The sequence below is a fragment of the Rathayibacter sp. AY1F4 genome (assembly GCF_002931775.1).
Classification (GTDB): domain Bacteria; phylum Actinomycetota; class Actinomycetes; order Actinomycetales; family Microbacteriaceae; genus Rathayibacter.
In genome coordinates this window covers 134182-154462 of sequence record NZ_PSVE01000006.1, presented here as the reverse complement: position 1 = coordinate 154462, position 20281 = coordinate 134182, and the positions used below count along the sequence as shown (strand labels likewise).

The window sequence follows — 20281 nt, the reverse complement described above, 5'->3', positions numbered from 1 at the left end:
CGCAGGGAGGGACCTGGGGAGGCGGCTGCAAGGAGCGTCGGGGGGCTTCTGCGGCGCCCGGATCAGAGGTCGGTGAGGGTTCGGGTGTCGCCGTCCCAGAAGCGGACGCCCGCGAGGCCGGCGGTGAACGACTCGCCGAGGAGGGGGACGGCGTCGCCGAGCTGCTCGGCGCGGAGGCGGCGCGAGACGCTGATGTGCGGCGTCCAGGCGTCCCGGAGCGAGGTGTCGACGCCGCCCGGCACGAGGCGCGTGGCCCGGTCGTGCAGCGCGTCGAGGGCGGGCGAGCGGACCACTCCCCAGGCGAGGACGAAGCGCCCGGCGTGCGGGAAGAGGAGGACAGCACCCAGGTCGACCGTCGCCGGCAGCGGACCGAGCGCGCCCGGCTCCGGGGCGGTCAGCTCGGGCCCGGCGACCAGGGTGAGGTGCGGGCGGTTGCTGGCGGACGTGTGCAGCGCGAGGCTCGGGATGCCGGCCGCCTCGAGCGCCTCCCACTGGCCGCGGACGCGAGCCTCCGACTCCGGATCGAGGAGGACTTCGAGGCTGCGCATGTCCACATTCTGCCGCGGCTCCTGTGTGCGGGCCTTCGCGGGCGCGCGGCCACTCGTGGGCGCGCGCGGTCCTCGCCGGCCCCCGCGAGTGTGCAGGAGTTGTCGCACTCGAGCTCGAGTGCGACCACTTCCGCGCACTCGCGGAGGCGGTGACCGGGGGCGGTGAGCGGGGCGGAGACGGGGAGCGGGCGGGAACCGCCCACCCGCGCCCCGCCACCCGCGTCAGCCGATCGTCACGAGGGCGGCGAACAGCTCCGGCGCTCGACGGTCGACGATCCGACCGCCGACGCGGATGCCGACCAGCGCGAAGACGGTGCCCAGCACGAGGGCGGCCGCCAGTCCGATCAGGCCGAAGGCCGGGTCGCCGCCGATGAGCGAGATCGCGCCGAGGACGATCGACGGGAGCGCCAGTAGACCGGTCGCGGCCATGCTCCCCAGCATCACGACGCTCGAGATCATCCCGGAGCCCGGCGGCGTCTTCAGCGGGCTGTCCCCCGGCCCGGGCACGGGGTAGACGACGAGCGACGAGGCGACGCTCGACACTCCGAACCCGCTGAGCACGAGGGCCAGCGCCATGCCCAGCACGGCCGGGATCGCGTCGGCGCGTCCCGCGTACAGCGCGGTGCCCACCGCCACGACGACCACCGCAGGGACGCCGATGATCGCGGCGGCGACGACGCGACCGGCGCGGTCGGCCGACCCCGTCACTCCGGAGCTGACGTGCGCCGCCCAGGCGGTGCCGTCGTACGACACGTCGGCGCAGAGGGTCACGCCGAAGATCAGGCCGACGAGCACGGCCGAGAGCAGCACGAAGGTGTCGCCGCCGCTGCCGATCGCGGAGTAGAACACCGCGAGGACGACGACGGCGGGGATGACGAGGAGCCCGCGGCTGTAGCGCGGGTCGCGCCACCAGTAGCCGAGGGCACGCGCGGCGACGGCGCCGGTCGGGGCGCCGGGGAAGCGCCCGAACAGGCCGAGGCCCGCGGATCCGGAGGCGGAGTGCGCGCCGGACGCGGCGGGCTCCGAGAGCGCGTGCCGCAGCGCCCGGGCCCACGCCCAGACGAGGACGGCCAGCGTCGCGAGCCCGATCAGCAGGCGCGCGATCGCGGCGACCCAGTCGCCCGCGACGACGGATCCGGGGACGGCCCAGATCGCGCCGAGCGGCGACCAGCCGAGGGCGCCCGCGATCACGGGCAGGACGTCCAGGCCGTCGCGGATCACGTTCGTCAGGCCGAAGAAGAGCGGTCCGAGCAGGATGACGACGACGAGCACGACGCCGCCGATCACCTCGCGGTAGCGGCGGCTCGAGCCCAGGCCCGTGGTGAGCGCGCCGATCAGGCGGGACGCGACCACGCAGGTCGCGACGCCGATCACCGCGGCGACGAGGCCGGGCAGGATGCCGATCGGACGGCTCCACCAGGCGGCGGCGGAGGCGAGCGCGCCGAGCGAGGTCACCACGCCGGGGATGCCCGCGAGGCCCGCGGCGGCGAGCCCGAGGAGGAGGGTCCGCAGCGGGATCGGGAAGGTCGCGAGGGTGGGCAGGTCGAGGCTCTGGTCGGAGCCGGACAGGAAGATCGGCCCGAGCACCCAGCCGAGGATCAGAGCGGAGCCGCCGAGGACGATCGCGACGTTCGCGAACGCCGGGTCCGTGCCTCCGAGCGCGACCAGGCCGGCCGCGACCAGGCCGAGCACTGCGATCGCGTAGAGACCGCCGAGGATCACGCCGATCAGCTGCCACACGTTCCGCGTCAGCGAGTTGCGGAGCAGGAGCAGCCGCAGCCTCAGGAGATGCGCAACCATGCCGGTCCCTCCTGGTGGGTGCGGCCGCCGACCAGCTCGACGAAGCGCTCCTCGAGGCTGGAGCCGGCGCGGACCTCCTCGAGGGTGCCGGAGGCGAGCACGCGGCCGTCGGCGATGACGGCGACCCGGTCGCACATCCGCTCGACGAGGTCCATGGAGTGGGACGAGACGATGACCGTGCCGCCCGACGCGACGAAGCCGGTCAGGATGTCGCGGATGTTCGCCGCCGAGACCGGGTCGACCGACTCGAACGGCTCGTCGAGCACCAGGAGGCGCGGGGCGCGCACGAGCGCGCAGGCGAGCGCGATCTTCTTGGTCATGCCCGCGGAGTAGTCCACGACGAGCGTGCGGTCGGCCGGATCGAGGCCGAGCAGGGCGAGGAGGTCGTCGGTCCGCTCGACGACGACGGAGCGCTCGAGCCCGCAGAGCAGACCGTAGTAGGTGACGAGCTGGAGACCGGTGAGGCGGTCGAACAGCTTGACGCCGTCGGCGAGGACACCGATCAGCCGCTTCGCCTCGAGGGTGTCCTTCCAGACGTCGACCTCGTGGATCGTGACGACGCCGCTGTCGGGGCGGAGCAGGGCCGTGGCCATCGAGAGGGTCGTCGTCTTGCCCGCGCCGTTGGGGCCGACGAGCCCGAAGAAGGAGCCGGCGGGGACGTCGAGGTCAATGTCCTTCACGGCCTCCTTGTCGCCGAAGCGCTTGCGGAGGCCGCGGATCCGCAGAGCGACCTCGCCGTGGCGGCCGGAGGCCTCGGGGGCGGCCCACGCGGGGGTCGCGGAGTCGGTGTGCTCGGAGTCGGTGTGCGCGGAGTCGGTGCCGTCGGCGGCGGTGCGCGCGGCGGGGCTCTCGGTGTCCGTGCCGTCCTGGGGAATGCCGGGGGGCGTCGTCCCGTCCATGTGTGTCCCTTCCGGGCCGCGGTGGGCGGCCGCTCCTCCACCCTAGGCAGGCGCTGCGGTCGGGGCATCCGTCCCGCGATGGAGTCGCGCGGAACGCGCCGGTGCGGCCCCGGTGGTCCGACGGGGCGGGGCGGAGCACGGCCGCCTACGCTGGCCCCATGCCCACGCTCCTCCTCGTCCGGCACGGACGCACCACCGCGAACACCGCGGGGATCCTCGCCGGACGCACCGCCGGAGTGCGGCTCGACGACGTCGGACGCACGCAGGCGGCGCGCACCGGGGAGCGGCTGGCGGCGGTCGAGCTCGCGACCGTGGTGTCGAGCCCGCTCGAGCGGTGCCGGCAGACCACGCGCTTCGTCCTCGAGCGGCAGACGGGATCGCCGGCGACGGTGATCGACAAGGGCATCACCGAGTGCGACTACGGCGACTGGTCGGGGCGCTCGCTGCGGGATCTCGCGACGGAGCCGCTCTGGGCGACGGTGCAGAACCAGCCCTCCGCGGTGGTGTTCCCCGGCGGCGAGGGGATGCTCGCGATGCAGGCCCGGGCCGTGTCCGCGATCCGCCGGCACGACGCGGCGGTGGCGGAGGAGCACGGGGCCGGCGCGGTGTGGGCGGCGGTCAGCCACGGAGACACGATCAAGGCGATCCTCGCGGACGCGCTCGGCATGCACCTCGACCTGTTCCAGAGGCTCAGCGTCGGACCGGCGTCGGTGTCGATCATCCGCTACGGCGCGGGGCGGCCCGAGGTCGTCTCGATGAACACGGACGCCGGGGACCTGGGCTGGCTGCGGAAGGCGGCCCCCGTGGCGGACGCCGCCGTGGGGGGCGGGGCGGGGCACGAGTAGGCGGGGTTCCGGAGGGCCGCTTCAAGGCTCGATCGAGCGGCAGGGATGCGGGTGCTCGGCGGCGGTGGATCTCGATGCGCCCGCTCCGCGGGGGGCTCGATCAGCAGAAGAGACGGCTGCTCGATCGGCTGGCCGCCCGAGGCCGACGCGCGCAGCCACTGCGGAGGCGGGCGCTCGTAGACTGGGGGCATGCCTCCGATCGTGCACGGATTCGACTGGCCCGATCGCGTCGTCGTGGGAACCGTCGGCTCACCCGGCTCGCGCTCCTTCTACCTCCAGGCCAAGACCGGGCCCCGCTTGGTCAGCGTCGGCCTCGAGAAGCAGCAGTCGGCCCTCCTCGCCGAGAAGATCGACGAGATCCTCGACCAGCTGATGACCGCCCAGGGCAATCCGGTCAGCGTCCCCGCCGGCACTCCTCCGGAGCTCGTCGACAACGACCCGCTCGACCAGCCCGTGGAGCCCGAGTTCCGCGTCGGCGGGCTCAGCCTCGGCTGGGACCCGTCCACCGCGCAGATCGTGATCGAGGCCTACCCGCTGACCGAGGCGGAGGACGACTCCGAGGAGGAGCCCGAGCCCACCGAGATGCTGCAGGTGAAGATCCCGGTCGGAACGGCGCGCGCCTTCGCGAAGCGCACCCTCGAGGTCGTCGGCGCCGGACGTCCGCTCTGCCCCCGCTGCGGCGAGCCGATGGATCCCGACGGGCACGACTGCCCGCTCGCATGAGCGACCCGGGCGGGCTCGACGGCGAGCTGGAGCTGGCCGGAAGGATCACGATCGCCTCGAACGCGACGTTCCTCGCGCAGCTCGGCGAGACGTCCGTCGTCTACAAGCCGATCTCGGGCGAGAAGCCGCTGTGGGACTTCCCGGACGGCGTGCTCGCGGGCCGCGAGGTCGCCGCCTACCTCGTCTCGGAGGCGCTCGGCTGGAACGTGGTGCCGCGCACGTGGCTCCGCGACGGTCCGCTCGGGCCGGGCATGGTCCAGCTCTGGCAGGATATCGATCCGGACCAGGACGCGGTCGACCTGGTGGCCGCCGACGCCGTGCCCGACGGATGGCGGCACGTCCTCGACGGCAGCGACGAGGAGGACCGCGACATCTCCCTCGTGCACGAGGACTCGACGGCGCTGCGCCGGATGGCCGTGTTCGACGTGGTCGCCAACAACGCGGACAGGAAGGGCGGGCACGTGCTCGCGCTGCCCGACGGCCACCGCTACGGGGTCGACCACGGCCTCACCTTCCACTCCGAGCACAAGCTGCGCACGGTCCTCTGGGGCTGGATCGGCGAACCGCTGCTCGAGGAGGAGCTGACGGCGCTGACGCTCCTGCGCGCGCAGATCGACGGACCGCTCGGCGAGGCGCTCTCGGAGCTGCTCACCGAGGACGAGGTCGCCGCGTTCGCGAAGCGCTGCGAGCGGCTCGGCTCCTTCGGCCGCTTCCCGGGCCCGCGGGGCGGGATGCCCGCGGTGCCCTGGCCGCTGTTCTGAGCCGGGCGCGGTCAGAACTCAGGACGAACGCCTCCGGAGCGGCGGAGACGCGCTGATCCTCAGGCGCGGGAGCGGATCCCTCCTGCATCCTGAACGGCTCAGAAGCTCCAGCCGCGGCCGAACAGCTCCTCGCCCGGCGCTCCGCCGCCTCCCGGACCCGCGCCGCGAGCGCCGAGGTAGGAGGAGACGACGGCCGCTCCCAGGTCCTCCGCCTCCGGGTTCACCACCGAGCCGCCGACCCGGCGGGCGAGCGAGTCGATGAAGCGCGCGAGGCCCGGGTCGTCGCCCAGGCGGAAGAACGTGGTGTGCGCGCCGAGGCGGAGCGACGCGTCGAGCTCGCGGACCGAGACGGCGACGGTCAGCGGGTCCGGCGGGTAGTCGAAGAAGACGCCGCCGTCGGGCTCGAGGTGCGCGGTCGGCTCGCCGTCGGTGACGATGAGCAGCACCGGCTGCGCGTTCGGGTGCTTGCGGAAGTGCCGGTTGGCCAGCAGCAGCGCGTGGTGCAGGTTCGTGCCCTTGTCCCATTCCGCGTCCAGGCCGACCAGCTGCTCGACGTCCATCACCTCGGCGCGTCGGCCGAAGGCGACGAGCTGCAGCGCGTCGCCGCGGAACCGGCTGCTGATCAGGGTGTGCAGGGCGAGCGCGGTGCGCTTCATCGGCACCCAGCGGCCGTCCATCGCCATCGAGAACGACGTGTCGACGAGGAGCGCGACGCAGGCCTGCGTGCGCGCCTCCGTCTCCTGCACCTCGACGTCGTCGATCCGGATGCGCACACCGGAGCCGACCGGTCGGCCCTCGCCGGCGGTGCGGGTGAGGGCGTTGGTCACCGTGCGGGGGATGTCCCAGGCCTCGGTGTCGCCGAACTCCCACGAGCGCGTCGCTCCGGAGCGCTCGCCCGCCGCGCCCGCGCGCCGGACGTCGCGGGCGCCCTGACGGCCGGAGACGGTCTCGGCTATGTCGCGCAGGAGCGCTTTGCCGAGCTGGCGCATGGCCTTCGGGCTGAGGGCGAGGCGGCCGTCGGAGCCGCGGCGCAGGGTCCCGGAGTCGCGCAGGGCCCGCTCCAGGCGCTTCAGCGTCTGCGCGTCGACCGAGGCGTCCTCGCCGAGGCGCTTCGCCAGCAGGTCGAGGTCGAGGTCGTCGAGGGAGGAGCGGTCCGTCTGCGCGAGCTGGTCGGCGAGGGCGTCGAGGTCGGCCAGCTCCTGGAACAGGCCCGTCCCGTCGCCGAGGCCGAGCCCCTGCTCGCCGTCCATCCGCTCGGAGCCGCCCCAGTCCTCGCCGGGACGGAGCCCCCGCAGGGTCTCGTCGAGGCGGCCGAGGGACTGCATGAGCTCCGGCGTGCCGAAGGCCTCCTGGGCGAGGGCGTCGAGCTCGGCGCGCTGCTCGGCGGTCATCGAGTTGCGCATCCGCTGGGCCGCGGCCGCGCGGGCGGCGAGCGCGTCGATCAGCTCGTCCACCGACTCCGGTCCCTCGGGGAAGTACTCGCCGTGCTGCTCCATGAAGGCGTCGAACTGCTCGGGGGTGTCCTCGCCGCGCGCGTGCGCCTCGAGCAGCTCGTTCAGGTCGCGGAGCATCGCGTCGATCGCGGCGCGGTCCTCGTCGCTCGCGTTCTCGAGGGCCTGCTTCATCCCCTCGAAGCGCTGATCGAGCATCTCGCGGCCGAGGAGCTCGCGGATCCGCTCGAAGTCGGCGCGCGCCTCGGGGCTCTGCCAGCGGTAGTCGCGGAGCTCCGAGACGGCCGCGGCCGGCGAGGGCGGGAGGCTGTCGAGCTGGATCTCGGCGAGCGCGCGGTCGCCGTCGTCCATCTGCGTGTCGCGGGCGAGCTGCTTGCGCTCGGCGAGGACGGCCTTGTCGAGGAGCTCGCGGATCTCGCGGAGCGTGCCGTCGAGGTTGTTCCTCTGCGTGAGCTCGCGACGCCGCTCGGCGACGCGGGCGGCCAGGTCGTCCAGGCCCTCGCGGTCGCGGGTGCCCCGGCGGAGGAACTCGCGCAGGGCGCGCTCGGGCGAGGTGCCGCCCATCACGTCCTCGCCGATCGCGTCGAGGGCCTCCTTCAGGTCGACCGGAGGAGCGAGCGGATCGGGTCCCCCGTCGTACTTCGCGTAGCGCGCGTCGCGCTTAAGCCGCCGGTTGCCGCGCGGAGCATCAGCCATAGACGGCCTCGCCCCCGCCCGTCTCCTTGCTCAGCTTGCGCGAGAGGTAGAGGCCCTCGAGGGCGAGCTCGACCGCTCCGGCGCGGCGCCCCTCCCCCACGGCGTCGAGGCGCTCGGCGACCTCGTCGTACACGCGGGCCTCGCCCAGCAGCGGCAGGCCGGCCAGGAACTCGCGGGCGGTCACCTGCTCGCCGGTCGTGATCATCGCGCCGTTCTCGACCGCCTCGACGAGCGGCCCGAGGTCGACGCCGCGCAGGTGGGCGCGGACGGTCTCGGCGGTGGCCTGACGGAGCAGGTGGTCGAGGATCTCGTCCTCGCGGCCCTCCTCCCCCGACTCGAACTCGATCTTGCCGCCGAGCACGTCGACGGCGGTCTCGAGGTCGATGGGGCGGGCGACCGCCTCCTCCTCGCCGCGGCGGGTGGCGCGGTGCAGGGCGGCGGCGGCGATGGTCTCGGCGCCGGCGATGGCGAAGCGGGCGCTGACGCCGCTGCGCTGGTCGACGGAGCTCGACTCGCGCAGGGCCCGCGTGAAGCGGGCGAGGATCTCGATGAGCGCATCGGGCACGGTCGCGACGAGGTCCGCCTCCTGCCGGATGACGGCGACCTCGTCGACGAGAGCGGTCGGGTAGTGGGTGCGGATCTCGGCGCCGAAGCGGTCCTTCAGCGGCGTGATGATCCGGCCGCGGTTCGTGTAGTCCTCCGGGTTCGCGCTCGCGACGACGAGGACGTCGAGGGGGAGGCGGAGGACGTAGCCGCGGATCTGGATGTCGCGCTCCTCCATCACGTTGAGCATGGCGACCTGGATCCGCTCGGCCAGGTCCGGCAGCTCGTTGATCGCGACGATGCCGCGGTGGCTGCGCGGGATGAGGCCGAAGTGGATGGTCTCCGGATCGCCCAGGCTGCGGCCCTCGGCCACCTTCATCGGGTCGACGTCGCCGATGAGGTCGGCGACGCTGGTGTCGGGGGTGGCCAGCTTCTCGACGTAGCGCTCCTCGCGGGGCCTCCACACGACGGGCAGGTCCTCGCCCAGCTCCTCCGCTCGGCGGCGGCTCTCCGTGGTGATCGGCTCGTAGGGGTGCTCGCCCAGCTCGGACCCCTCGATGACGGGCGTCCACTCGTCGAGCAGGCCGACGAGGGTGCGCAGGAGGCGGGTCTTGCCCTGGCCGCGCTCGCCCAGCAGGACGATGTCGTGGCCGGCGATGACGGCGCGCTCGACCTGCGGGATGACCGTCTCGGCGAAGCCGTGCAGGCCCGGCCAGGGGTCGCGGCCCTCGCGCAGGGCGTCGAGCAGGTTGTCGCGGATCTCGGTGCGGAGGCTCTTCTGCACGTGCCCGGAGGCACGGAGCTGGCCGAGGGTCTGGGTCGTCGGGCGCATCACCTCGGCAACGCTACGCCGCAGGTCCGACACGTAGTGGAGGTGCGGCGGATTCGCGGCGCGGGCTTGCGCGGGGGCGCTTCGAGACACCGCTGCTGAGGCGGTGTCCCGGCGGGCAGCGCGGCGTCTCGGCGCTGCGGGCGGGCGCGCCGCCGCGGACGGCTCAGCGCTCGAGGCGCGGGGCGGCGGCGAGCAGGCGGCGCGTGTACTCCTCCTGCGGTGCGGCGAGGAGCGACGCGGCCGGCCCCGCCTCGACGATCCGGCCCTCGCGCATCACGGCGATGCGATCGCTCATGTGGGCGATCACGCCGAGGTCGTGCGAGATGAGGAGGAGGGCGAGGCCGTGACGGCGCTGCAGGTCGTCGAGCAGGTCGAGGATCTGCGCCTGCACCGACACGTCGAGGGCCGAGACGGGCTCGTCGCAGATCAGCACGTCGGGGCGCGTCGCCAGCGCCCGGGCGATCGAGACGCGCTGGCGCTGACCGCCGGAGAGGGTCCGCGGCGAGCGCCGCTCCAGGGCGGGGTCGAGCCCCACGCTCTCGAGCAGCGCGGGCACGGAGGCGGCGCCGGCGTCGCGGAGGAGGCGGCCGACGCTCCAGCGCGGGTCGAACGAGGAGAGGCTGTCCTGGTAGACGGCGCCGATCCGCGGGCGGCGGGGACGGCGGGAGCGCTCGGTCGCTGCCGACCACGGCTCGCCGAACAGCTCGACGGCGCCCGCGTCCGGACGCCGCAGCGCCAGCACGAGCCGGGCCACCGTGCTCTTGCCCGACCCGGACTCGCCGACGAGCCCCACGGTCTCGCCGCGCCGCAGCCGGAGGTCGACGTCGTCGACCGCGACCCGCACTCCTCCGCCGGGCAGCGGGAAGCGGGCGGCGAGTCCGCGGGCCGCGACCACGACCTCGCCGGGGGTCTCGGGCGGGGTCGCCGGTGCGGTCGGGTCGGTGAGCCGGGAGCCGCGCGGGCGCCCGGCGGGGACGGCGGCCACGAGCGCGCGGGCCTCGGGGCTGCGGGGCGCGCGCAGCACCTCGGCCGCGGTCCCCTCCTCCACCACGCGGCCGTCGGCGAGCACGAGGATGCGGTCGGCGAGGCCCGCCACCACCGCGAGGTCGTGCGAGACCAGGACGAGCGCCCGGCCGCGCGCCTTCTGCTCGGCGAAGAGCTCGAGCACGCGGGCCTGGACGGTCACGTCGAGCGCGGTGGTCGGCTCGTCGGCGACGAGCAGCGGCGGATCGAGTGCCACGGCCGCCGCGAGGAGGGCGCGCTGGCGGAGCCCGCCGGAGAGGTCGCCGGAGCGCTCCCGCATCCGCTCGGCCGGCTCCGGCATGCCGACGCTCGCCAGGGCCTCGACCGTCCGCTGCGCGCGCTCGGCCGCGGGGAGGCGGCCGTGGAGGCGGAGCACGTCGCCGATCTCGCGGCCGATCGGGCGCAGCGGGTCGAGCGAGAGCAGCGCGTCCTGCGGGACGAAGCCGACGGATCCGCCGCGCAGCCGCCGCAGCTCCCGCTCGCCCGCTCCGACCACCTCGGTCCCGCCGACGCGGACGCTCCCGGTCACGGCGCCTCCGCTCAGCCCCAGCAGCGCTCGCGCGGTGACGCTCTTGCCCGACCCGGACTCGCCGACGATCGCGACGCACTCCCCCGGCTCCACGCGGAACGAGACCCCGTGCACCACCTCGACTCCGTCGAAGGCGACCCGGAGCCCCTCGACGACGACCGCGCTCACCGCGCACCCCGCAGACGCCCGCCGAGGACCGTCGTCGCGATCGTGGTCAGCACGATCGCCAGCCCCGGGAACACGGTCAGCCACCACGCGCTCGCGAGGTAGGTGCGGCCCGCCGAGAGCATCGCGCCCCACTCCGGCGCGGGCGGCTCGGCGCCCAGGCCCAGGTAGCTGAGGGCCGAGGCCCAGACGATCGCCTGGCCGACGCCGAGGGTCGCCAGCACGGCGAGCGGCCCGAAGGTGTTGGGGAGGACGTGCCGGACGAGGATGCGGACGGGTCCGTGCCCCAGCACGCGCGCCGCCTCGACGTAGCCGGAGTCGCGGATGCCGAGCAGCTGCGTGCGCAGGATGCGGGCGTACCCCGGTGCGGTCGAGAGGCCGACCGCGATGGTGGCGGGGACGACTCCGGGACCCGTGACCACGATCACGAGCAGCGCGAGCAGGAGCGCGGGGAAGGCGAAGAGCACCTCGAGCACGCGGCCGATCACGCCGTCGACGACGCGGCCGCCGAACGCCGCGACCACCCCGAGCACCGCGCCGAGGACGAGGCCGATCGCGGTGGCGCTGGCGCCGATCAGGAGGGATGCGCCGGCCCCCGCGATGAGGCGGCTGAGGACGTCGCGACCGGACTCGTCGGTGCCGAGCAGGTGCGCGGCACCCGGTGGGGTGAAGGCGTCGCGCGGGGCGACGGCGAGCGGATCGGAGGGGGCGAGCAGCCCGGGCGCGACGGCGGCGAGCAGGAGCAGCACGACGAAGACCGCGGCCAGCACCTCGCCGGCGCGGAGGCGGGAGGGACCCCGGCGGAGCGGGCGGGCGGCGCGCAGCTCGAGCTCGCTCACGCGACCACCTCCCGCCGGGCCAGCCGCGGGTCGATCACGCGCGTCAGCAGATCGGTGGCGAGGGTCACGACGATGTACGCCAGCGCCGTGACCAGCACGACACCCGTCACCACCGGCACGTCGCGGACCGTCACCGCCGCGAGGAGCGTCCGGCCGAGCCCCGGCCTCGCGAAGATCGTCTCGACCACCACGGCCCCGCCGATCAGGTAGCCGAACGCCCAGCCCGAGAGTGAGACGCCCGGCAGCACCGCGTGGCGCAGCGCGTGGCGGGCGCGGACGCCGAGCTCGCCCTCGCCGCGCGCCCGAGCGGCGAGCACGAACGGCGACTCCAGCGCGTCGAGGAGGGAGCGGCGCATCACCTGGCCGAGGAAGCCCGCCAGCGGGATCGCGAGGGTGAGCGTCGGCAGCACCAGCCCGGCGGGCGACCCTGTGCTGACCGGGGGCAGCCAGCGCAGCGCGGTCGCGAAGACGGCGATCAGCACGGTCGCCAGCCAGAAGTGCGGGAGCGCGGCTGCCGTGAGCTCGAGGCCGGACCCGACCGCGGCGGCGAGGCGGCCGCCCCGGGTCGACCAGAGGGCGGTCGCGAGCGCCAGGAACCATGCGGCGGTGAGCGCGAGCACGGCGAGCAGGAGGGTGCCGGGCAGCTGCGCGCCGAGGATCTGCGCGACGGGAGTGCGCAGGGAGTAGGAGGTGCCGAGGTCGCCGCGCGCGAGCCTGCCGAGCTGCACCAGGTACTGCACGAGGAGCGGCTGGTCGAGGCCGTACTGCTCCCGCACCGCGGCGAGCGCCTCGGGCGACGCCTGCGAGCCCGGACCGCCGAGGATCGCCTCCGCCGGATCGCCGGGGACGAGGCGGATGAGGACGAAGACGGCGGTCGCGACGGCCCACAGCACCACGAGGGCGCCACCGAGGCGGAGGAGCACGCGACGGATCATGCGGGCGGGCGTCCTCTCTGGTCGGGGCGGTGGAGGGGGCGGGGCTTCGTCGAGGCCCGCTCCCTCCGGAGCACGCGATGCGCGTCCGTCGGCGACTACTCGACCAGCATGGAGGACGGATACCTGCTGATCGAGCAGCCCGCGGAGCGGTCGCATCGTGATCCGGCCATCCCGATCGCGGGGTCTCGGTGCGCCGCTGCGGCGACTACTCGACCATGCGTCCGCTCATCGATCGGTGCAGGCGGCTCTCCGGAGCCGGGTCAGACCCAGGCGTCGGCGAACCAGGGGGTCGACACGGTGTCGAGGGCGACGAGGCCCTGGACGGCCGACCGGTGCAGGTAGTGGTTCTGCTGGTCGTAGAGCGGCAGGATCCAGTAGCCCTCGAGGACGATCCGCTGCGCCTGCTCGTACAGGTCGGCGCGGGCGTCCTCGTCGGTCGTGGCGCTCGCCTGCTCGAGCAGCGAGTCGAGGGCGGGGTCGGCGATCTGCGCGTGGTTGGCGAAGTAGCCGCTCGGCGCGGGGGTGATGCCGGAGGAGGAGTAGAGGATCCGCAGCACGTCGGGTCCGACCTTCGTGTACGGGGCGCTCACCAGCTCGTACTCGTTCGACGCGAGCGCGGTGTACCAGCTCGACAGGTCGAGCAGGCTGATCCGCACGTCGAAGCCGAGGGTCTTCGCCGAGGCCTGGATCTGCTCGAACAGCGACTGCTCGGCCGGGATCGACTGGTTGGTGCTGACGGGGAAGCGCAGCGTCAGCGGCGTGCCGTCCTTCTCGCGGATGCCGTCGCCGTCCGAGTCCACCCAGCCGGCCTTCTCGAGCAGGTCCTCGGCGGCGGCCGCCTCGGAGTCGGAGCCGGCGTCCTCGAAGAGCGACGGGTCGGAGTACGCGGTCGCCTCGCGGCTGGACAGCGGGGAGTAGGAGCGCTCGGCGGTGCCGAAGAAGAGGGAGTCGATCGCGTCGTTCACGCCGACGCCGCGGACGAACGCCTCGCGGACGGACTCGTCGTCGAACGGCGCCTGCCCGGAGTTGAGCTCGAGGCGGTTGACCGAGCCGGGCCGGGGCGCGTCGAGCTCGACGAGGTCGGTCGCTCCGGTCGCGGCCTTCAGGGTGTCGGGCTGGGCGTTGTCGAGCACGTCGACCTCGCCCGACTGCAGCGCCGCGTAGCGGGTGGCGGAGTCGGGGATGAAGCGCCAGGTGATGCTCGCCAGGTGCGCGGGGCCCTCGTGGCCGTCCCCGGTCGGGCCGGTCGAGGCGTCGTAGGCCTCGTTGCGGGTGAGGGTCACGTGGTCCTGCTTGACCCACTCCGAGACGGCGAAGGGGCCGGTTCCGACGGGCGCCTCGCAGTTGGCCTCCTCGCCGCGGGCGATGCCGGCGGGCGACTCGATCGCGGTCCACGGCTGCGCGAGCGACTCGAGCAGCGCACTGTCCGGCGCGGTCAGGGTGAAGCGGGCGACGGTCGGCGAGACCGCGGTGACGGAGGCGACCTTCGCCACGGCGAGGTAGCCGGTGGAGGACTTGGTCGCCGGGTCCTGCAGGTGCGCGATGTTCGCGGCGACCGCCTCCGCGTCGAGGGCGGTGCCGTCGGTGAAGGTCACGCCCTCGCGCAGGGTGAAGTCGTAGCTGAGCGCGTCGTCCGAGACGGTCCACGACTCGGCCAGCCACGGCGTGATGGTGCCGTCTGCGTCGCGCGAGACGAGCGACTCGAGCACCTGCGTCGCGAGGAGCGCCTGCGGGTAGTTGCCGCCGACGTGCGGGTCGAGGCAGGTGGGCTCGGCGTCGCCGGACGCGTAGGTCAGCGTCCCGCCGTCGACGGGGGTGCTGGAGGCGTCGGGCGTCTCGGCGGTGCAGCCGCTGAGCAGGAGCGCGGCGGCCGCGACGGCGGCGGGGAGGGCGAGGAGGCGGGGGCGCAGCGGCATGACGTCTTTCGTGGAGGGGTCGGGAGTGCTCGCGTTTCTTGGACGCGACCCAGGAAACGCTAGCAGGGCGTGGGGGCGGCGGGCGGGGATCGCTCGGATCCGTGGACGGGTGCGCGGATCCCGCGCTGGGGAGGGACGAATCGCGCTGGCGGAGGCGACTGATGCGCCAAGCGGTCGGGATCGGGTCGCACTCTCCTACTGTCGATGGATGACCTCCGCCGTGCTCGCCCTCCTGTTCGGCTCCGCCGTCGCCCTCGTGGGCCTCGTGCCCTGGGCCGCCCTGCAGTACCGGCGCCGCGGCGTCCTCGGGATCGGCAACGCGGTGCTGGCCTTCGCCGCCGTGGTCTACGCGCTCGCCCTCGTCACCTACACGCTCCTCCCCCTGCCCGACGAGGCGACGGTCGCCGCCGCCTGCCGCACCGGATCGGGTCCGCAGCTGCGCCTGTTCGCCTTCGTCGCGGACATCGCGAAGGAGGGCGGGATCGACGGGCCCCGCGCGCTGCTGACGAACCCCGCGTCCGCGCAGGTGCTCCTGAACGTGGTCTTCTTCGTCCCCCTCGGGATGCTCGTCCGACACCTCGCTCTGCGCGGGCGCCTCGTCGCCGGGCTGATCGGCGGCACCGTCGTCGGCTTCGCCGTCTCGCTCCTCATCGAGGTCACGCAGCTCACGGGCGACTGGTTCCTCTACCCGTGCGCCTACAGGCTCTTCGACGTCGACGACCTGCTGGCCAACACGGCCGGCGCCCTGCTCGGCACCCTCCTCTCCCCCGTCCTCCTCCTCTTCACCCGCCGGACCGAGGGCGCGGTGCCGGAGCTGGCCCGCCCGGTCACGATCCGCCGCCGCGCGTTCGGCATGTTCTGCGACGTTCTCGCGCTGAGCCTCATCACGGGCGCGCTCGTCTCGATCACCGGGGTCGGCCTCGTGCTCGCGGGGGTGGACACGCGCTCGAGCCCCGGGGACGTGGTTCTCGGAGCCCTGCCGTTCGTCGCTCCGCTGCTCCAGCTGGTGATCGTGCTGCGGTCCGGACGGACCCTCGGCGAGACGGTGGTGCGCCTGCGTCCCGAGCCGCGACCGCTCCTCTGGCAGCGGCTCGTGCGCTGGGCGGCGGGATCGGGCGGCTGGTCGACCCTGCTCGCCGTCGAGGGCGGCTTCTGGTCGCTGCTCGCCTTCGTCCTCGCGGCGGCCGCGATGATCGGCCTGGTGGCGACGCGGGGCCGCCGGGGGACGGCGAACGCGCTGGCTCGCCTCGACGTCGTGGACGAGCGGGCGGAGGCGCCGTCCGCCATACGGAAGACGGACTGAGAGGAGCCTGCCGGACGCCTGGGCGAGCCTCCGATCAGACCGCCACGCGGAGCCCCTCGACCAGGTCGTGCTGCGCCTCGCGGCCGGCCCGCGTGGGCACGAGCGGGTACACATGCACCTGCCCGACGGCCTCGTGGAGCTCGAACGGGACCGCGGCGGCCGCCGCCCGCTCGGCCAGCACGTGGGCGTCCGGATTGAGGACGTCACGCGTGCCCGTGAAGACGGTGAGGGGGCCGAGGCCCGCCAGGTCGCCGAACAGCGGGCTGACCACGGGATCGAGCAGGTCGAGGGCGCCGCGCCAGCTCTCGGCGAGCACGCGACCGCCCGGGGTGCCGAGCCAGGGATCGGTCGGCTGCACCTCGGGGATCCGCGGGTTGCTCCAGGAGAGGTCGAGCGCGGGCGAGACGAGGGTCGTGCGCGGCAGGACCACCCCCTCGTCGCGCAGGGCGAGGGCCGTCGAGAGGGCGATCTGGCCGCCCGCCGAGTCGCCGGCGAGGGAGGTCGCGCCGTGCCGCTCCAGACTCCGCAGCACCAGGGAGCGGACGCCGTCGCGCGCCTCGAGCGCCGTACCGAAGGGCACGAGCGGGTAGATCGGGAGGGTCACCGCGACCGAGGCCTCGTCGGCGATGCGGGCGGCGAGCCACCAGTGCTGGGGCGCGATCTCGTTCACCCAGCCGCCGCCGTGGACGTAGACGACGCCGCCGCGGATCACCCGCGGGCGGATCGTGTAGACCGGCCAGGAGCCGACCTGCTCCACGTCGACGCGCACACCGGGCCGGAGGCGGGGCGGCGGTCCGTAGGAGGCGGGACGGAGCGCGCGCTCCCGGATGCGGCGGCGGGCTCCCTCCGCGCTGACGAAGGTGCGGTTCGCGCGGGCGAGCCGGAGCGCGAGCGGGACGAGGGAATCGGGGACGACGAGCGGCATCGCCCGAGCATCGCGCACCCCGGTGCGCAGCGGCTGGGCGGCGACGGACTGCGCGGCTGCGGACTCTGCGGCGACGGCCTCGGCAGCCACCGACGCGGCCGCCAGGGACTCGGCCGCCGATCCACAGAGGTCGGAGGACGCGGCGCGGGCTCCGCGGACGGAGCGTCGGCACCCGCGGACGCAGCGTCCGAGACCGCGGTCGACGCCCGGGCACCCCGCGCACAGCACGACGGCCCGGCCCGTGGAGGGAGCCTGGCCGGGGCCGCCGGTCAGCGTGCTGCCTGCACGCCCGCGGAGCGCGGGTCGGCAGCGGCCTCGCCGTCGCCGAGCGCTGCGGGTCAGCGGCGAGCGGCGGAGCGGCCGGCGAAGCGGGTGTAGACGAGCAGGACGATGATCGCTCCGATGATCGAGCCGATGATGCCGGCGGGCTGGAAGAAGCCGTCCATCGGGTCGTGCTGGAAGATCAGGAAGCCGAGGAAACCGCCGACGAACGAGCCGACGATGCCGAGCACGATGGTCATGCCGATGCTGATGCTCTGCTTCCCGGGGACGATGAGCCGGGCCAGCGCTCCTGCGATGAGTCCGACGACGATGAGGCTGATGATGAGACCGAGCATGGCGGTCGTCCTTCCGTTGTGCGGGCGGGGGCCCGCTGGTCGGTTCCGCGGTTGCGGGACCGGTGGCTACGCAACCACCCCGGAGGAGGCAGCGGTACACCCCTGGGGGTGTGCTCGCCGAGAAGACCGGTGCGGTAGCGTCCGACCATGACCCGCCGTGCGCCCCTCACCGTCGCGCTCGTCGACGACTACGACGTCGTCCTCACAGGCCTCGCGCACATGTTCGACCACTACCGCGACCGGGTGGTCGTCGCCGAGATCGACGCGAACGCCTCCCTCTCCGACCGGATCGACGTCGTCCTCTACGACTCGTTCGCCCAGCCGGAGTCGGACCACCACGAGATCGCGGAGCTGGTGCGCAACGAGCGGGCCGAGCACGTGGTCGTCTACACGTGGAACTTCGCGCCGACGCTGATCGCGGACGCCCTCGAGCAGGGCGTCCACGGCTACCTCTCCAAGACCCTGCCCGCGCGGGAGCTGGTGGCCGCGCTCGAGCGGGTGGCCGCGGGCGAGGTCGTCGTCAGCGATCCTCCGCGGCGGGCGGGCAGCGCACCGGGCCTCGACTGGCCGGGCCGCCACGAGGGCATCACCGACCGGGAGTCGGAGATCCTCGCGCTCATCACGCAGGGCAAGAGCAACGCCGACGTCGCCGCGCTCACCTACCTCAGCCCCAACACGGTGAAGTCCTACATCCGCAGCGTCTACGGCAAGATCGGCGCGACCAGCCGCACGCAGGCCGTCCTCTGGGGCGTCGACCACGGCTTCACCCCCGACCACCACCGCATCGACCACTGGCTCGGCGGCCCCTGACCCGCGCCCGCGGGACGCCGCTCCGGTACGCGACCCGCCGACGGACGCGCACCCGGGAGGCGTCTCGCGGGAGGGGGCGGGGGCGCACGCACCGCTACGGTGTGGCCATGCCCCTCGACCGCGCGCCGACCATCCGCGACGTCGCGGTGCGGGCAGGAGTGTCGTACCAGACGGTCTCGCGCGTGCTCAACGACAGCCCCCAGCTGCGGCCGCGCACCCGGGAGCGCGTGCTCGCCGCGATCGAGGATCTCGGCTTCCGCCCCAGCGCCGCCGCCCGCGCCCTGGCGACGAGCCGCTCCGGCCTGATCGGGATCCTCGCCGCCGAGAGCCACAGCTTCTACGGCACCGCCACCGCGATGGCCGCGATCGAGCAGGCGGCGCGCGACGCGGGCTACCGGGTCCCGGTCGTGAACGCGGCGCCGGACGCGGAGTCGCTGGCCGACGGCCTCGCCCACCTGCGGCGGGAGTCGGTGGAGGCGATCGTGGTCCTCGCCCCGCAGGAGCGCGCGCTGGAGGCGATCGAGAGCCTCGCGATCGGCGTCCCGTCGGTGACGCTCGGCGCGACGGACCGCGGAGCCGACTCCCTGCTCCTCGTCGACCAGGCGGCCGGAGCACGACTGGCGACCGAGCACCTCGTCGGCCTCGGCCACACCCGCATCGCGCACCTCGCCGGTCCGCAGCACTGGGTGGAGGCGCAGGCGCGGCTCGAGGGCTTCGCCGCCGGGATGAGCGCGGCCGGCCTCGACCCCGTCGCCGTCGTGGAGGGCGACTGGAGCGCCGAGTCCGGCTACCGCGCCGGCCTCCGCCTCCTCGGAGCCGCGCTTCTGCCGACCGCGGTGTTCGCCGGCAACGACCAGATGGCCCTCGGACTCCTGCACGCCTGCACCGAGCGGGGACTGCGCGTGCCCGAGGACCTCAGCGTCGTCGGCTTCGACGACGTGCCCGAGGCGGCGCACTACCAGCCGCCGCTGACGACCATCCGCCAGGACTTCGCGGAGGTCGGCCGCCGCACGATCGGCGTCGTGCTCGCCGAGCTGCGCGGCGAGGAGCCCGCCGTCGACCGCCCGGTGCCGCCGGTGCTGGTGGAGCGGGCGTCGACGGCTCAGGCCTGAGCAGCACCGCCCCCGCCTCACCCCGCGTGCGGCAGCAGCACCTCCACGCGCCCCTCGCGCACCCGCGTCTCGAACCGCGGCTGCGGCGAGGTGGCCGGCCCCCGCAGCACCTCGCCGGTCTCGAGCGAGAAGGCGCTGCCGTGCCACGGGCAGGCGACGCACGCCTCCCCCGAGCCGTCCGCCGAGACCTCGCCCTCGTCGAGCGGGCCCGAGAGGTGGCTGCAGACGTTCGAGAGCACGTCGATCCGCTCGCCCCGGCGGAAGGCGAGCAGGGGGAGGCCCGCGACCTCCCTCCTCACCGGCGTGCGCTCCGGCAGGTCCGCCAGGGCGCCGAGCTCCTGCCAGCCCGAGGGGAAGCGGTGCGGCACGTCCTCCGCGTGGTTCGCCCCCGCCGCCTGCCGGTAGCTGAGGTGGCCGCCCAGGTAGCCGCCGCCCGAGACGACGGCGAGCCCGAGCATCCCGAGCACCTTCCCGCTCGTGGTGCGCCCGCGGCGGCGCTGCAGCCACGACGCGGCGTAGAGGCCCGTCGCGACCACGTCGGCCGCCGAGTGCACCAGCCCGACGCGGGTCTGCTGCTCGTGCAGCTCCGACCAGTCGGTGAAGCCGGAGGCGGCGGTCGGCAGGACGCTGATCACGCCGACACCGACGAGGGTCCGCGCCGCCCGCTGGTTCCCCGGCAGCAGGTCGAGCACCGCCGCCGACACTCAGGCGCCGGTGGGCACGAGGACGAGCAGCGGATGGACGGGGTGGCCGACCGGGACGCCGTGCAGCACGTCCCGCACCGGCTGCGGCCGGACCACCGCGTTCACGGCCCGCTTCACCCGGCCGACGAGCAGATCGAGGGCGGCGGCGTTCTCGAGGCGGGTGACGAGTCTGACGAGTCTGATCTCACGCATGCCTCAGGCGACCAAGCGGGCGGCCCCGGCGGAAGGGGCTTGCGGCGGAGGAGGAGCAGTCGGACCCCGCCGGCGGGCCCCTCGCTTGCCGACCCCGAGCCGTTTCGCCTACG

The 20281-nt window shown here is 74.6% G+C and carries 19 protein-coding genes; 6 read left to right on the top strand and 13 right to left on the bottom strand.

The genetic code is table 11. The features are described from left to right. Positions 1 to 62: 62 nt before the first annotated feature. The 3 genes from C5C59_RS05585 to C5C59_RS05575 form a co-directional block, all read right to left on the bottom strand. A complete protein-coding gene (locus C5C59_RS05585) occupies positions 63 to 548 on the bottom strand; it encodes a 2'-5' RNA ligase family protein (protein WP_104238840.1) in 486 nt (161 codons plus the stop codon). A 222-nt stretch (positions 549 to 770) separates the two neighbouring features. Further along, positions 771 to 2348, bottom strand: coding sequence for a transporter (locus C5C59_RS05580; protein WP_104238839.1), 1578 nt, complete (start codon positions 2346 to 2348; stop codon positions 771 to 773). Then, positions 2330 to 3247: an ABC transporter ATP-binding protein gene (locus tag C5C59_RS05575; protein ID WP_104238838.1), complete on the bottom strand. Its 918-nt coding sequence runs from the start codon at positions 3245 to 3247 to the stop codon at positions 2330 to 2332. Before C5C59_RS05575 ends, C5C59_RS05580 begins: the two co-directional genes overlap by 19 nt. A 158-nt stretch (positions 3248 to 3405) precedes the next feature. On the opposite strand from C5C59_RS05575, the gene C5C59_RS05570 reads away from it, so the two are divergent. The 3 genes from C5C59_RS05570 (at position 3406) to C5C59_RS05560 (ending at position 5576) form a co-directional block, all read left to right on the top strand. Further along, positions 3406 to 4092: a histidine phosphatase family protein gene (locus tag C5C59_RS05570; RefSeq protein WP_104238837.1), complete on the top strand. Its 687-nt coding sequence runs from the start codon at positions 3406 to 3408 to the stop codon at positions 4090 to 4092. A 189-nt stretch (positions 4093 to 4281) separates the two neighbouring features. After that, entirely contained in the window at positions 4282 to 4815 is a 534-nt protein-coding gene (locus tag C5C59_RS05565; RefSeq protein WP_104238836.1) for a DUF3090 domain-containing protein, read from the top strand. Beyond that, a complete protein-coding gene (locus C5C59_RS05560; protein WP_104238835.1) occupies positions 4812 to 5576 on the top strand; it encodes an SCO1664 family protein in 765 nt (254 codons plus the stop codon). The genes C5C59_RS05565 and C5C59_RS05560 overlap by 4 nt, the downstream gene beginning before the upstream one ends. Before the next feature lie 98 nt (positions 5577 to 5674). On the opposite strand, the gene C5C59_RS05555 is transcribed toward C5C59_RS05560, so the two are convergent. The 6 genes from C5C59_RS05555 to C5C59_RS05530 form a co-directional block, all read right to left on the bottom strand. Continuing rightward, the gene (locus C5C59_RS05555) at positions 5675 to 7723 is read right to left on the bottom strand and encodes a VWA domain-containing protein (RefSeq protein WP_104238834.1); all 2049 of its coding nucleotides are present in this window, start codon (positions 7721 to 7723) and stop codon (positions 5675 to 5677) included. Beyond that, on the bottom strand, positions 7716 to 9098 hold the full coding sequence (locus tag C5C59_RS05550) for a magnesium chelatase (protein WP_104238833.1): 1383 nt from the start codon (positions 9096 to 9098) through the stop codon (positions 7716 to 7718). The genes C5C59_RS05555 and C5C59_RS05550 overlap by 8 nt, the downstream gene beginning before the upstream one ends. Positions 9099 to 9261: 163 nt before the next feature. Then, the gene (locus C5C59_RS05545) at positions 9262 to 10818 is read right to left on the bottom strand and encodes an ABC transporter ATP-binding protein (protein ID WP_104238832.1); all 1557 of its coding nucleotides are present in this window, start codon (positions 10816 to 10818) and stop codon (positions 9262 to 9264) included. Further along, entirely contained in the window at positions 10815 to 11654 is an 840-nt protein-coding gene (locus C5C59_RS05540) for an ABC transporter permease (RefSeq protein ID WP_104225046.1), read from the bottom strand. The genes C5C59_RS05545 and C5C59_RS05540 overlap by 4 nt, the downstream gene beginning before the upstream one ends. After that, a complete protein-coding gene (locus tag C5C59_RS05535) occupies positions 11651 to 12589 on the bottom strand; it encodes an ABC transporter permease (protein WP_104238831.1) in 939 nt (312 codons plus the stop codon). The genes C5C59_RS05540 and C5C59_RS05535 overlap by 4 nt, the downstream gene beginning before the upstream one ends. A gap of 260 nt (positions 12590 to 12849) precedes the next feature. Continuing rightward, a complete protein-coding gene (locus C5C59_RS05530; protein WP_104238830.1) occupies positions 12850 to 14505 on the bottom strand; it encodes an ABC transporter substrate-binding protein in 1656 nt (551 codons plus the stop codon). A 208-nt stretch (positions 14506 to 14713) separates the two neighbouring features. Between C5C59_RS05530 and C5C59_RS05525 the strand changes: the two genes are divergently transcribed. Continuing rightward, complete coding sequence (locus tag C5C59_RS05525; RefSeq protein ID WP_181134833.1) at positions 14714 to 15808, top strand: VanZ family protein; 1095 nt, start codon at positions 14714 to 14716, stop codon at positions 15806 to 15808. A 34-nt stretch (positions 15809 to 15842) separates the two neighbouring features. Here the strand turns inward: C5C59_RS05525 and C5C59_RS05520 are convergent, their stop codons facing one another. Both C5C59_RS05520 and C5C59_RS05515 read right to left on the bottom strand, forming a co-directional pair. After that, on the bottom strand, positions 15843 to 16823 hold the full coding sequence (locus C5C59_RS05520) for an alpha/beta hydrolase (protein WP_258062605.1): 981 nt from the start codon (positions 16821 to 16823) through the stop codon (positions 15843 to 15845). A gap of 248 nt (positions 16824 to 17071) precedes the next feature. After that, positions 17072 to 17350 carry a GlsB/YeaQ/YmgE family stress response membrane protein gene (locus C5C59_RS05515; protein ID WP_104225042.1) on the bottom strand — a complete coding sequence of 93 codons (279 nt, stop codon included), beginning with the start codon at positions 17348 to 17350 and terminating at the stop codon, positions 17072 to 17074. 147 nt (positions 17351 to 17497) lie between these two features. On the opposite strand from C5C59_RS05515, the gene C5C59_RS05510 reads away from it, so the two are divergent. After that, positions 17498 to 18160 carry a response regulator transcription factor gene (locus C5C59_RS05510; RefSeq protein WP_104225041.1) on the top strand — a complete coding sequence of 221 codons (663 nt, stop codon included), beginning with the start codon at positions 17498 to 17500 and terminating at the stop codon, positions 18158 to 18160. Positions 18161 to 18267: 107 nt separating this feature from the next. After that, on the top strand, positions 18268 to 19272 hold the full coding sequence (locus C5C59_RS05505) for a LacI family DNA-binding transcriptional regulator (protein ID WP_104238448.1): 1005 nt from the start codon (positions 18268 to 18270) through the stop codon (positions 19270 to 19272). A 17-nt stretch (positions 19273 to 19289) separates the two neighbouring features. On the opposite strand, the gene C5C59_RS05500 is transcribed toward C5C59_RS05505, so the two are convergent. Together C5C59_RS05500 and C5C59_RS17705 are read right to left on the bottom strand one after the other, a co-directional pair. Then, positions 19290 to 19964 (bottom strand): Rieske (2Fe-2S) protein, encoded by a 675-nt coding sequence (locus C5C59_RS05500; protein WP_308470713.1) that lies wholly within the window; start codon positions 19962 to 19964, stop codon positions 19290 to 19292. Between the two features lie 12 nt (positions 19965 to 19976). After that, complete coding sequence (locus C5C59_RS17705; RefSeq protein ID WP_308470712.1) at positions 19977 to 20168, bottom strand: hypothetical protein; 192 nt, start codon at positions 20166 to 20168, stop codon at positions 19977 to 19979. Between the last annotated feature and the right edge of the window lie 113 nt (positions 20169 to 20281).